The sequence below is a fragment of the Dactylosporangium sp. McL0621 genome (assembly GCF_049995355.1).
In the GTDB taxonomy this organism is placed as follows: domain Bacteria; phylum Actinomycetota; class Actinomycetes; order Mycobacteriales; family Micromonosporaceae; genus Dactylosporangium.
On sequence record NZ_CP188259.1, the window covers coordinates 6,132,911 to 6,146,084 of the forward strand.

Sequence of the window (13,174 nt, forward strand, 5' to 3'; positions counted from 1 at the left end):
ACGGGCGGCACCGCACCTCGAGGCGCCGTCGAGATACCCCGAATGTAACCGTCCGCCCCACCTGTCGATCCAGGTACCAAAGGAGACACCCCCGTGTTGACCAGACGCTCCGTACTGCTCGGCATGGCCGGTCTGCTGGCCACGTCGACCGCCTTGGCCGCGTGCGGCAGTTCGCCGAACGACCCGAACAAGGGCAGTGGCGCCAAGACCACGGTCCTGACCGTCGGCATGCCGAACGGCCCGCTGACCGAGAACGAGAACCCGTTCCTGACCACCTCGGCCGGGGCCAAGGACGGCTACCGCTGGGTGATCTACGAGCCGCTCATGATGTGGAACCCGGTCAAGCCGGCGGACCCGATGAAGCCGTGGCTGGCCACCAAGGCCGAGTGGAACAAGGACTACACCTCGGTCAAGGTGAACATCCGCGACAACGCCACCTGGTCCGACGGCGAGAAGGTCACCGCCGACGACGTCGCGTTCACCTACAAGCTGGTGCGGGACAACGAGGCGCTGAACGGCGGCGGTGTCGCGATCGCGGACGCGGTCGCGAGCGGCGCCGACGTGACCATCACGTTCAAGCAGTCGCAGTTCGTCAGCCAGCAGAAGGCGATCGCCCAGATCCCGATCGTGCCCAAGCACGTCTGGGAGAAGGTGGCCGACCCGAAGGCCGAGGCCAACAAGAACCCGATCGGCTCCGGGCCGTACACCCTGAAGTCCTTCACCCCGCAGACCACGACCCTCACGGCCCGCGACAAGGGCTACTGGCAGGCGCTGCCGCAGGTCAAGGAGCTGCGGTACACGTCCTACAACGACAACAACGCGCAGACCACGGCCCTGGCCAACGGCGAGTGCGAGTGGAGCTTCGTCTTCATCCCCAACGTGAAGACCGTCTTCATCGACAAGGACGCGGCCAGCCACAAGATCTGGGCCCCGCCGGTCCTGGGCATCCACGGCCTGTACATCAACACCACCAAGGCGCCGTTCAACGACCCGAAGCTGCGCGTCGCGATGGGCATGGTCATCAACCGCGACGACATCTTCAACACCGCCGAGGCCGGCTACTTCCACCCGCTGGTCAAGAGCGTGACGGGTCTGCCGTCGCCCGCCGGTGACGCCTACATCTCCGACGAGTACAAGGGCAAGGACTACAAGGTCGACGTCGAGGGCGCCAAGGCGCTGCTCACCGGCGCCGGCTACAAGCTCGACGGCACCACGCTGAAGGACCCGTCCGGCAAGCCGGTCGCCCTGACGCTGAGCGACCCGGCCGGTTGGTCGGACTACCAGACCTCGCTGGAGATCGTGAAGGCCAACCTGGCCCAGATCGGCATCGCGGCCACGATCGACAAGGCCAACCAGGACGCCTGGTTCAAGAACATCGAGGCCGGCCAGTTCGACGCCGCGTTCCGCTGGACCGACGGTGGCTCGACCCCGTACGACATCTACCGCACGGTGATGGACGGCGACCAGCTCAAGCCGATCGGCACCGCGTCCCCGGCCGCGAACTTCGGCCGCTTCAACAGCCCGGAGGCCACGGCCGCCCTGCGCGCCTACGCCGCCGCCACCGACGACGCGGCCCGCAAGACCGCGCTCGCCACGCTGCAGAAGGTCTTCGTCGAGCAGGCCCCGATGATCCCGGTCGGTGCCGACAACATCGGCGCGGCGTACAGCGCCAAGAACTGGACGGGCTGGCCGGACGACGCCAACCCGTACGGTGCCGCGCAGCCGACCCAGGCCAACGCCCTGGACGTCATCCTGCACCTCAAGCCGGCCGGCTCCTGACGACCGGATCGTACTGACACCGCTCCCCGGGCGGCCCTTGCGCGGGTCGCCCGGGGAGCGGTATCCCATGACGAGACACCCCCCGAGACAGGACCAACGGCAATGACGTTGAGCGAGAGCCCGGCGGCGCCGGTCGGCGAGGTGGTGCTTGAGGCCGAGGGCCTGACCAAGCATTTCCCCGTCCGGCGGAAGCTGAGCGACATCTTCACCGGCAAGCGGGCGGTCGTCCACGCCGTGGACGACGTGTCCCTCACCCTGCGCCGCGGCAGGGTCACCGCACTGGTCGGCGAGTCCGGCTCCGGCAAGTCCACCGTCGCCCGGCTGTTCGCGCAGCTCTACCCCCGCACCGCCGGCGACCTGCGCCTGCACGGCGAGACGACCCGGGTGCACGGCGGGCGCCGGTTCCGCGACTACGTCAGCCGGGTGCAGCTCATCTTCCAGGACCCGTTCGGCTCCCTCAACCCGGTGCACACGGTGCGCTACCACCTGACCCGGGCGCTGAAGATCCACGGCAACGCCGGCCGCAACGCCGAGGAGCTCGAGACGGCCCTCGCCGGGCTGCTGACGCGGGTGGCGCTGACCCCGCCCGAGCGCTACATCGACAAGTTCCCGCACGAGCTGTCCGGGGGCCAGCGCCAGCGCGTCGCGATCGCGCGCGCCCTGGGCGCCGACCCGGAGGCCCTGCTCGCCGACGAGCCGGTGTCGATGCTTGACGTGTCGATCCGCCTCGGCATCCTCAACCTGCTGCGCGACCTCAAGGAGCGGCTCAACCTCGCCATCCTGTACATCACGCACGACATCGCCTCGGCGCGGTACTTCGCCGACGAGACGATGGTGATGTACGCCGGGCGCATGGTCGAGGGCGGCGACAGCGAGTCGGTCACGCAGAACCCCGCGCACCCCTACACCCGGCTGCTCATCGAGTCGGCCCCCGACCCGGACCGCATCGCCGGCATCGCCGACGCGACCGCGAAGGACCGTGGCAACGGCGAGCCGCCGAGCCTGATCCGGCCCCCGGCCGGCTGCCGGTTCCACCCGCGCTGCCCGCACGCGATGCCGCGCTGCACCGTCGACCTGCCGCCGCGCCTGGACGTCGGCGGCGAGCCCGGGCACTGGGCCGCCTGCTGGCTCTACGACGCCGAGACCGTCGCCAAGGAGGGCGTCGGCTCGGTCGCCGACCCGTCCATCCCCACGCCGCCGGCGCTGCACCTGCCGGAGGAGGCACGATGAAGTTCCTGCTGCAACGCCTCGCCTTCTACCTGTTCACGGCCTGGGCCGCGATCACCATCAACTTCTTCATCCCCCGGATGATCCCCGGCGACCCGATCAGCTCGTTCCTGGCCCGCAACCAGGGCGCGGTGTCGTCGGACTCGATCCACTCGCTGGAGGTGCTGTTCGGGCTCGACAAGCAGCAGAGCCTGTGGCAGCAGTACCTCGACTACTGGGGCCAGCTGTTCCACGGCGACCTCGGCCTGTCGTTCACGTTCTTCCCGTCGACGGTCAGCGAGATCATCAGGTCGAGCCTGCCGTGGACGATCGGCCTCGTCGGCATCACCACGATCCTGAGCTTCGTGATCGGCACGACGCTGGGCATCGGCGCCGGCTGGCGGCGGGGCACCTGGATCGACGGCCTGCTGCCGGCCACGACGTTCCTGTCGTCGGTGCCGTACTTCTGGCTCGGCCTGGTCTTCATCGCCGTCTTCACCGGCAACGGCAGCTACTTCCCGTCCTCCGGCGGCTACACGCCCGGCCTGGTGCCGTACTTCGACGGGACCTTCATCGGCTCGGCCATCAACCACAGCGTCCTGCCGGCGATCACGATCCTGCTGTCGTCGATGAGCGGCTGGATCCTCGGCATGCGCAACATGATGGTGACAGTGTCGGCCGAGGACTACATCACCGTCGCCCACGCCAAGGGCCTCTCCGAGCGGCGGGTCGCGTTCAGCTACGCCGCCCGCAACGCGCTGCTGCCCAACATCTCGGCGTTCGCGCTGTCGCTGGGCTTCATCGTCGGCGGCACCCTGCTGGTGGAGATCGTCTTCTCCTACCCGGGGGTGGGCTTCCAGCTCTTCCAGGCCGTCGGCGCGCACGACTACCCGCTGATGCAGGGCATCTTCCTGGTCATCACCATCTCGGTGCTGGTCGCCAACCTGCTCGCGGACGTGGCCTACACGCTGCTCGACCCGCGCACCCGAAAGGCCGGCTGACATGACCGTCACGCCCTCCAGCATCGAGCAGGTCATCCCCGGCCAGGGCGCCATGGCGCAGCCGGACCCCGTGACGGCCACGAAGGCCAAGCGCCGGCGGTTCCGCTTCATCGCCAACGGCAAGGCCGCCACCGGCCTGTTCATCCTCGGCATCTACGTGCTGTTCGCGATCATCGGCCCCTGGGTCGCGCCGTACGACCCGGACAAGATCACCTCGGACGCGATCCAGGCGCCGTCGGCCAAGCACTGGTTCGGCACCACGCACCTCGGCCAGGACATCTTCAGCCAGATCCTGGCCGGCACCCGCAGTGTCGTGTTCGTCGGCGCGGTCGCCGGGATCGTCGCCACGGTCCTGTCGATCCTCGTCGGCGTCACCGCCGGCTACCTCGGCGGCATCGCCGACGAGATCCTCTCGGTGCTGTCCAACGTGTTCCTGGTGATCCCCGGCCTGCTGCTGGTCATCATCATCTGCACCTCGCTGCCGCACGTGAACGACCTCACCGTGGCGCTGGTGATCGGCCTGACCAGCTGGTCGTGGGGGTCACGGGTCCTACGGGCCCAGACACTGTCGCTGCGCCGCCGCGACTATGTCGACGCGGCCCGGGCCACCGGCGAGAAGACCTGGCGGATCATCTTCTTCGAGATCCTGCCCAACCTGACCGCGATCATCGCCTCCGGCTTCGTCGGCACCGTCATCTTCGCGGTGCTCTCGGAGATCACACTCGCGTTCATCGGCATCTCCTCGGTGTCGTCCTGGAACTGGGGCACCATCCTGTTCTGGGCCCAGGGCCAGCAGGCCCTCGCCCAGGGCGCCTGGTGGTGGTTCGTCCCCGCCGGCCTGGCCATCGCCATCCTCGGCACGGCGCTGAGCCTGGTGAACTTCGGCATCGACGAGTTCGTCAGCCCGCGGCTGCGCACCTCCGGCCACGGCCCGAAGCGCACCAGCACCGGCGAGCGGGTCCGGATGCGGGTCGGCTTCACCCCCGTCGTGCGCCCCGTCGAGCCGGCCGGGAACATCGAGATGAGGGACGGAACCACGCGATGACCCAGGTCCTCACCCGGCCGCTGCTGGAGATCAAGAACCTCAACGTCGACTACGGCCTCGGCGACGACGCGGTCCACGCGGTCCGCGAGGTCAGCCTCACCATCCACCGCGGCGAGGTCGTCGGCCTCGCCGGGGAGAGCGGCAGCGGCAAGTCGACGCTGGCCTACGGCGTCACCCGGCTGCTGCCGCCGCCCGGTGTGGTCTCCGGCGGCACGGTCACCTACCACCCGCCGTCGGGCGACCCGTACGACGTGCTCTCCCTGTCCCACGCCGAGCTGCGCAAGTTCCGGTGGGCCGAGACGTCGATCGTGTTCCAGGGCGCGATGAACTCGCTCAACCCGGTACACAAGATCGACATCCAGATGATGGACGCGATCAAGGCGCACGAGCCGAAGCTGTCGCGCGCCGCCCGCCTGGACCGGGCCAAGGAGATGCTGCGGCTGGTCGGCATCGCCGAGGACCGCATGGAGGCGTACCCGCACCAGCTCTCCGGCGGCATGCGCCAGCGCGTCATGATCGGCATGGCCCTGGCCCTGCGGCCGCAGCTGGTCATCATGGACGAGCCGACGACCGCCCTCGACGTGGTCATGCAGCGGCAGATCCTCGGCCAGCTCGTCGAGCTGCGCGAGCGGCTGGGCTTCTCGGTGCTGTTCATCACCCACGACCTGTCGCTGCTGGTGGAGTTCAGCGACCGGATCGCGATCATGTACGGCGGGCGGATCGTCGAGGAGGCCCCGTCGGCCGACATCTACCGCGAGCCGCTGCACCCGTACAGCACCGGCCTGCTGCGCTCGTTCCCCGCCCTGCGCGGCGAGCGGCGCGAGCTGACGGGCATCCCCGGCTCCCCGCCGGACCTGCGCGGCATGCCGCCGGGCTGCTCGTTCCACCCGCGCTGCCCGAAGCGGTTCGAGCCGTGCGACAAGGTGATCCCGATCCTGGGCAAGCCCGACGACCACGTCGGAGCGGCCCGCTCGGTGGCCTGTCACCTGCACCCGGTCACCGCCGGGTAGCGGGGGACCCGCCCCTACTCCATTCGCTGAACAACCCAGGAGAACCATGGACACGACCGCGACACCCCTCGATCGAGCCAACCCGATCGCCACGCTTCCGCCCTCGTTCCGCTGGGGCGTGGCGACCTCGGCCTACCAGATCGAGGGCGCGGTCGACGAGGGCGGACGCACCCGGTCCATCTGGGACACGTTCTGCGAGGTGCCCGACGCGATCGACAAGGGCGACACCGGCGAGGTGGCCTGCGACCACTACCACCGCATGCCCCAGGACGTCGCGCTCATCCGCGACCTCGGCGTCGACCTGTACCGCTTCTCCGTGGCCTGGCCGCGCGTCCAGCCGCGCGGCCGGGGCCCGGTGAACCCCGAGGGCATCGGCTTCTACGACCGGCTCACCGACGAGCTGCTGGCCAACGGCGTCACCCCGTGGGTCACGCTGTACCACTGGGACCTGCCGCAGGAGCTCGAGGACGCCGGCGGCTGGCCCCACCGCGACACCGCCTACCGCTTCGCCGACTACAGCATGATGGTCTTCGACGCGCTGCAGGACCGGATCACCACCTGGACCACGCTGAACGAGCCGTGGTGCTCGGCGATGCTCGGGTATGCCTACGGCGCGCACGCCCCGGGCCGGCGGGACTTCGCCGCGAGCATGGCGGCGGTACACCACCTGCTGCTCGGCCACGGCCTGGCCACCCAGCGGATGCGGGAGGCCTCCGACGGCCGCCACGAGTTCGGCATCACGCTGAACATGGGGGTGTCGACGCCGCAGACGGACTCCGCGGCCGACCGCGACGCCGCCCGCCGCGCCGACGCGCTCGGCACCCGCATCTACCTCGACCCGCTTGTGCACGGCCGCTACCCGGCGGACCTCGTCGACGACCTGGCCCGCCGCGGCATCACCCTGCCGGTGCAGGACGGCGACCTCGAGGTCATCAAGACCCCGATCGAGGTCCTCGGCGTCAACTACTACTTCTCCGAGACGGTCTCCGGCGTCGACGAGGACGGCAACGACACCGACGCCGACGGGCTGCCGGTGAGCCGGGTCATCCCGACCGGCCGGCCGATCACGGCGATGGGCTGGGAGATCGTCCCCGAGGGCTTCACGCAGCTGCTGGTGCGGCTGTACACCGACTACCGGCTGCCGATCTTCGTGACCGAGAACGGCTCCGCGTTCGCCGACGTGCCCGACGAGACCGGCTACGTCGACGACGCCGACCGTGTCGCCTACTTCGACTCGCACATCGGCGCGGTCGCGCTGGCCCGCCAGCAGGGCGCCGACATCCGCGGGTACTTCGCGTGGTCGCTCATGGACAACTTCGAGTGGGCGTACGGCTACGACAAGCGGTTCGGCATCGTCCGCGTCGACTACGACACGCAGGAGCGCACCCCGAAGCGCTCGGCGCACTGGTACCGCGACACGATCCGGGCCCTTCGCGCCTGACATATTCCCTGGTGGCCCCGTCCTGTGCGAACATATGTTCGTGTCGGACGGGGCTACGATCCTGCACGCCGACCTCGACGCGTTCTACGCCTCCGTCGAGCAGCGTGACGACCCCCGCCTGCGCGGACGCCCGGTGATCGTCGGCGGCGGCGTGGTCCTGGCGTGCAGCTACGAGGCGAAACGGCGCGGCGTGCGCACGGCGATGGGCGGTCGGCAGGCGCGCGCGATCTGCCCGGAGGCGATCGTGGTGCCGCCGCGGATGGGCGCCTACTCGCAGGCCTCCAAGGACGTCTTCACGATCTTCCGCGACACCACCCCGGTCGTCGAGGGCCTCTCCATCGACGAGGCGTTCCTGGACGTCGGCGGGCTGTACCGCATCGCCGGCGCGCCGATGGGCATCGCCGCGCGGCTGCGGGACCGGGTCCGCGCCGAGGTCGGCCTGGCCATCACCGTCGGCGTGGCCCGCACCAAGTTCCTGGCCAAGGTGGCCAGCGGCGTCGCCAAGCCCGACGGGCTGCTGCTCGTGCCGCCCGCCGACGAGCTCACGTTCCTGCACAAGCTCCCCGTGGAACGACTGTGGGGTGTCGGTACCGTGACCGCCGCCAAACTCCACGCGCACCATGTGACGACGGTCGGGCAGGTCGCCCGGCTCGGCGAGGCCACGCTCGTGTCGATGCTCGGCGGGGGCACCGGACGGCACCTGCACGCCCTGGCCCACAACCGGGACCCCCGGCCGGTCGTGGTGGGCCGCCGGCGGCGCTCGGTCGGCGCCCAGCGGGCCCTGGGCCGCGGCCCCCACCCGGGCGCGTTCCAGCAGGCCGTCCTGGCCGAGCTCGCCGACCGGGTGACCCGGCGGATGCGGGCGGCCGGGCGGGCCGGGCGCACCGTGGTGCTGCGGCTGCGCTTCGCCGACTTCACGCGCGTGACCCGCTCGCACACCCTGCCCCGGGCGACCTCGCACACCCAGACGATCCTGGACGCGGTCCTGCGCCTGCACGCCGCGGCCGTGTCCGACATTGCCAACCGCGGCCTGACCCTGGTCGGCATCGCCGTGTCGAACCTCGACGGCGACGGCTCGGCCCAGCTCGAGCTGCCGTTCGACGTGACCTCGGGCGACGAGCTGGACACGGCGATGGACAAGGTCCGCGACCGGTTCGGCTCGGCCGCCCTGACCCGGGCGTCGCTGCTGGGCCGCCGGCAAGGCCCGACGGTACCGTTGCTGCCCGACTAGGCCCTGTCCTGTCGGTCATGTCGAGCCGAGACGAGGTCCAGATTTCGCCTGCGTGTGCCCCGCGGAGGCCTGGCTACCGGTGTTGTAACCCGGCCTTCGCGGGGTGCGCGCAGCGCCTTGGGCGGGCCGGCTTGGCGCAGCGCGCCGGGCCGGCCTGGGCGAGGGTCTGGGCCCGGCGCAGGCCGGCATGATCGGCAGGACAGGGCCTAGGATCCCCGGCATGCTCCGGGCCCTGCGCCACCCCACGCGGCTGCTGCCGACGGCGTTCGTGGTGGCGCTGCTGGCCGGCACCGGGCTGCTGCTGCTCCCCGCGGCCCGCGCCGCCGGAACGTCGGCCCCGCCGCTGACGGCGCTGTTCACGGCCGCGTCGTCGGTGTTCATCACCGGCATGAGCACCGTGGACACGGCCACCTACTGGTCGCCGTTCGGCCAGGGCGTCATCCTCGCCCTGGTGCAGATCGGCGGGCCCGGCACGTGGTGCTCCCGGAGGCCGACATGGGCGCGCGGGTGGCGCACCTGGTCACGGGGAAGCTGCTGGACTTCATCGAGCTCGACGACGGGTACGCGATCGCCAAGGTGTGCCCGCCCGACGACCTGGTCGGCTCGACGCTGGCGCAGCTGGGCCTGCGCAGCCGGCACGGGATCACGGTGGTGGCGGTGAAGCGCCCGGGCCGCGACGCGGAGACGGCGGTGGCGGAGACGGTGATCGGCGACGGCGACGGCGACGTGCTGATCGTGTCGGGCCCGACGGAGAAGATCGAACGCCTGGGCGAGCGCGGCGCCTTCCCGCGCTGATTCAGATCCTAGTGTCCTAGGATGCCCTACGCGCGCGGCGCTCCTCGCCGGCCGAATACTGGATTGTCGGATTACCGGTAATCGCAATTGCGGTAATCCGGGGAGCGGGCGCGGTGACCACGGCTTCGGGCCGGCTGACGGGGACCACGGCCGCGGGGCTGCGAGTCGCCGCTGACAACCGCTCGGTCACGGCGACAGATGAGGCTCTTGCGCCAAGCGCTGCCAACCCGTCCCGGCGAGCGCCGCCGCGCCCGCTGCTCGTCGGCGAACACCCTGATCACCGCGCCGATCCCCTACGCAAGGCCGCGAGGATCCGCGCTCGCCGCCCGGAGTGACCTGCGGTTATGTCTAATCCTAGCATCCTAGGAAGCCTTAGGGGACGTGGCTACGCCACGCCTGACAAAGCAACTACCTAGCCGCTGCGCGGCTGACTTAGGTTTTTCGGTTTCGCGGCGTCGGCTGCCTGCGGTGGCTAGGTGGCCTTGGGCGCGGTCGACTGCCGTACCTGGGACTGGCAGGCCACGACGGCGTCGAGGTGCCAGCCGAGGGCCTTGTCGGCGTGGAAGGTCAGCACGGCGACGGTCTGGGCCTTGGTGTCGAAGCCGATGTCGATGCGGTCGTCGCTGTTGAAGAGGCGGCGTTTGCCCGCGACGAGATCCGGGTTGCGGGCGTTGGCCCAGGCGTCGACGAGCTCGTCGGGGGTGCGGGTCTCGCGGCTCGTGGGCGGTGCGGTCGCCTGGGCGCCGGCGATCTGGGTGCCGCGGGCGCAGCGCAGCTGGGCGGCTGGGTCGAAGCGGGCGGCGTCGCGGTCGCCGGCCCAGTTGACGTACGTCAGGAGTGCCGCGCGGCGGCGATGGCGATGCCCAGGAGGCGGAGGGTTTTGCGGCGCACTTTCTCAGGGTGCGCCTTCCGGGGTGGGGTCGGCTGGGGTTTTGTCGCAGGTGGTGGGGGTCAGGCGGTGTGCTCTTCCTTGCGCCACCAGTCGGCGCCGGTCGGGGGGAGGGTGTCGATCGGGTCGTAGTAGGGGTAGGTGCGGTCGAGCTGGGTTTCGTCGTCCTCGATGCTGGTGCGGTAGTTCTTGGTCCAGTAGCTGATGCCGCGTTCGCGGTCGTATTCGGTGACCATGTGGACCCAGCGTTTGCCGACGTAGGGGACGTCGCAGACGATGCGCGGGGTGGCGTAGCCCGGCAGGTAGCCCATGATGTCGTGCTGGAGCTGCTGGGCCTGCCAGACGGCGACGCGCCAGTGTTCGGCGTTGGGGATCATGTCGCACATGTAGAAGTAGTAGGGCAGGATGCCGGCTTCGCCCTGGAGGCCGAAGCAGAGGTCGAGGAGGTCTTCGGCGGTGGCGTTGACGCCGCGCAGGAGGACGCCCTGGTTGCGTACGTCGCGGACGCCGACTTCGAGGGCGGTGTGGGCGGCCTTGGCGACGAGGGGGGTGAGGGATTGGGCGTGGTTGACGTGGGTGTGGATGGCGAGGTTGACGCCGCGGCGGGCGGCGGTGCGGGCGACGCGTTCGAGGCCTTCGACGACTGTGGGTTGCAGCCAGTGCTGGGGGAGTCCGGCGAGGGCTTTGGTGGCGAGGCGGATGTCGCGGATGGTGTCGATGCCGAGCAGTGACATGAGGAAGGTTTCGAGCTGGTGCCAGGGGAGGTTGGCGACGTCGCCGCCGGAGACGACGACGTCTCGGACGCCGGGGTGGGTGCGGAGGTAGTCGAGCATGGCGGTGTGGCGGTCGGCGGGTTTGGCGGCGAGTTTGAGTTTGGTGACGGTGGGGGTGTTGTTGCCGACGAGGTCCATGCGGGTGCAGTGGCCGCAGTACTGGGGGCAGGTGGGGAGGAGTTCGGCGAGGACTTTGGTGGGGTAGCGGTGGGTGAGGCCTTCGGCGACCCACATGTCGTGTTCGTGGAGGGAGTCGCGGGTGGCGTAGGGGTGTGAGGGGAAGTCGGGGTGGCGGTCGGTGGCGATGGGGAGCATGTAGCGGCGGATGGGGTCGTTGCGGAGGGTGTCGTCGGTGGGTGGGGTGTCGGGGCTCATGGTGTTGATCATTTGGGGTGGGATGAGCATCGACATGGTGGCGTGGTTGGCCTGGTCGGTGGCGAGGTCGTCGTAGAAGGCGTCGGTGACGGTGGTGCCGAGGACGGCGCGGAGCTGGGGGATGGTTTTGACGCAGTGGGCGCGTTGCCATTGGGCGCTTTCCCATTGGTCGCGGGTGATGGTGGCCCAGCCGGGGTAGCGGCGCCAGTCGGGCTCGGTGAGTGCTTGGCGCTGGTAGGCATATGGCTGCACGGTCCCGCTCCTCAAGGTTTTGTGTCTTGATGGCAGATTATCGGGAAATTCTTCGGCAGGCGATCCCTGTTGCGGAAGGTTTACTGTCTGTCGGCTGACCGGGCGAGTTTGTGGTCTTGCGGCCCGACGTGGGCACGCAGCGTGATGCATACGGTTCGGGGCGAGGCGTGGCACCCTGCCCGCACCTGTCGCGCAACCGAGGTCCGATGAGAAGTCGCTGGTCCGTCCGAGCCAAAATCACCGCGATGATGACCGTGCCGCTGGTCATGCTCGTGGCGTTGTGGCTGTTCGCGGTGAGTATCACGCTGCCGTCCGCGCTGGATCTGCGCGGCACGTCCACGATCGCCGACCGGGTCGGTGAGCCGGCGGAGACGATGGTGTCGGCGTTGCAGTCGGAGCGGCAGCTGACGGGGGCGTATCTGGCGTCGGGGCGTAAGAGCGGCCAGGCGCAGATGGTGCAGGCGCGGCAGCAGACGGACTCAGAACGGTGACGTGGCGGCGGAGGCCCGCGGGGTGTTCGTGCTCGCGGCTGCCGGCGGTGGTGTCGCGGCTGCGGCGGGGTGATGCGGTCGATGTGGCGGTGGAGGCGCCGCCGCTGCGGCTGGGTGGTGACGAGATCGGGCAGGTGGCGGAGGCGTTCAACTCGGTGCAGCGTACGGCGGTGGCGTCGGCGGCTGTCGGTGACGTCATCCACCTGCTGGTGGAGTTGCTGGAGAACGCGACGGCGTATTCGCCGCCGCACACGCGGGTGCAGGTGACGGGGCAGGCGGTCCCGAACGGGTTCGTGGTGGAGGTCGAGGACCGGGGGCTGGGTATGTCGCCGGAGGCGTTGGAGGCGGCGAACCGGCGGCTGGCGGAGCCGCCGGAGTTCGACCCGGGTAACAGTGCGCAGCTGGGGTTGTTCGTGGTGGCGCAGCTGGCGGCGCGGCACCGGGTGTGGGTGGTGTTGCGGGCGTCGCCGTACGGGGGTGTGACGGCGGTGGCGTTGCTGCCGGCGGATCTGGTGGTGGCGCAGGCGCAGGCGCAGGCGGCGGTGGCGGCGGAGCCGTTCGAGGCGGGCCGTGTGGGACGAGCTGGCGCTGGGGGCGCTGGGTGCGGTGGTCCTGGCGGACACGCGGCGGCTGGCGGACTGCTTCCCGTCGATCGACTATTTCGAGCGGCGGGGTACGCCGTTCGTGGTGGCGGTGAACTGTTTCGACGATGCGGTGACGTATTCGGAGGCGGAGGTGCGGGAGGCGCTGGATCTGGATGGGCGGGTGCCGCTGCTGTTGTGTGACGCCCGGGATCGGGAGTCGTCGAAGGCGGTGTTGATCGGGCTGGTGGAGCATGTCCTCACCCTGACCCGGTCTTGAAAAATATCCTGCGTTCGCGTTACTG

10 protein-coding genes and 2 pseudogenes are annotated in these 13,174 nt (G+C 70.1%); 11 read left to right on the forward strand and 1 reads right to left on the reverse strand.

From position 1 onward, the window contains the following. Nucleotides 1–123: 123 nt before the first annotated feature. From ACPPVO_RS29055 to ACPPVO_RS29090, 8 genes are all read left to right on the forward strand, one after another. Nucleotides 124–1,779, forward strand: a complete 1,656-nt coding sequence (locus tag ACPPVO_RS29055; RefSeq protein WP_426514710.1) for an ABC transporter substrate-binding protein — start codon at nt 124–126, stop codon at nt 1,777–1,779. Between the two features lie 102 nt (nt 1,780–1,881). Next, complete coding sequence (locus ACPPVO_RS29060; RefSeq protein ID WP_426514318.1) at nt 1,882–3,009, forward strand: ABC transporter ATP-binding protein; 1,128 nt, start codon at nt 1,882–1,884, stop codon at nt 3,007–3,009. Continuing rightward, nucleotides 3,006–3,986, forward strand: coding sequence for an ABC transporter permease (locus tag ACPPVO_RS29065; protein ID WP_426514319.1), 981 nt, complete (start codon nt 3,006–3,008; stop codon nt 3,984–3,986). The genes ACPPVO_RS29060 and ACPPVO_RS29065 overlap by 4 nt, the downstream gene beginning before the upstream one ends. A 1-nt stretch (nt 3,987) precedes the next feature. Continuing rightward, entirely contained in the window at nt 3,988–5,031 is a 1,044-nt protein-coding gene (locus tag ACPPVO_RS29070) for an ABC transporter permease (RefSeq protein WP_426514320.1), read from the forward strand. Next, nucleotides 5,028–6,041, forward strand: a complete 1,014-nt coding sequence (locus ACPPVO_RS29075) for an ABC transporter ATP-binding protein (protein ID WP_426514321.1) — start codon at nt 5,028–5,030, stop codon at nt 6,039–6,041. The genes ACPPVO_RS29070 and ACPPVO_RS29075 overlap by 4 nt, the downstream gene beginning before the upstream one ends. A 46-nt stretch (nt 6,042–6,087) precedes the next feature. After that, complete coding sequence (locus ACPPVO_RS29080) at nt 6,088–7,482, forward strand: GH1 family beta-glucosidase (RefSeq protein ID WP_426514322.1); 1,395 nt, start codon at nt 6,088–6,090, stop codon at nt 7,480–7,482. A gap of 40 nt (nt 7,483–7,522) precedes the next feature. Next, nucleotides 7,523–8,713, forward strand: a complete 1,191-nt coding sequence (dinB, locus tag ACPPVO_RS29085) for a DNA polymerase IV (RefSeq protein WP_426514323.1) — start codon at nt 7,523–7,525, stop codon at nt 8,711–8,713. 495 nt (nt 8,714–9,208) lie between these two features. Further along, nucleotides 9,209–9,508, forward strand: coding sequence for a cation:proton antiporter regulatory subunit (locus ACPPVO_RS29090; protein WP_426514324.1), 300 nt, complete (start codon nt 9,209–9,211; stop codon nt 9,506–9,508). A gap of 951 nt (nt 9,509–10,459) precedes the next feature. On the opposite strand, the gene ACPPVO_RS29095 is transcribed toward ACPPVO_RS29090, so the two are convergent. Continuing rightward, complete coding sequence (locus ACPPVO_RS29095; protein ID WP_426514711.1) at nt 10,460–11,833, reverse strand: KamA family radical SAM protein; 1,374 nt, start codon at nt 11,831–11,833, stop codon at nt 10,460–10,462. Between the two features lie 209 nt (nt 11,834–12,042). On the opposite strand from ACPPVO_RS29095, the gene ACPPVO_RS29100 reads away from it, so the two are divergent. The 3 genes and pseudogenes from ACPPVO_RS29100 to ACPPVO_RS29110 form a co-directional block, all read left to right on the forward strand. Further along, on the forward strand, nt 12,043–12,288 hold the full coding sequence (locus ACPPVO_RS29100; protein WP_426514325.1) for a nitrate- and nitrite sensing domain-containing protein: 246 nt from the start codon (nt 12,043–12,045) through the stop codon (nt 12,286–12,288). Nucleotides 12,289–12,497: 209 nt separating this feature from the next. Further along, nucleotides 12,498–12,734, forward strand: a pseudogene (locus ACPPVO_RS29105) (ATP-binding protein); the annotation flags it as partial. A 124-nt stretch (nt 12,735–12,858) separates the two neighbouring features. Then, nucleotides 12,859–13,149, forward strand: a pseudogene (locus ACPPVO_RS29110) (GTP-binding protein); the annotation flags it as partial. Nucleotides 13,150–13,174 lie beyond the last annotated feature (25 nt).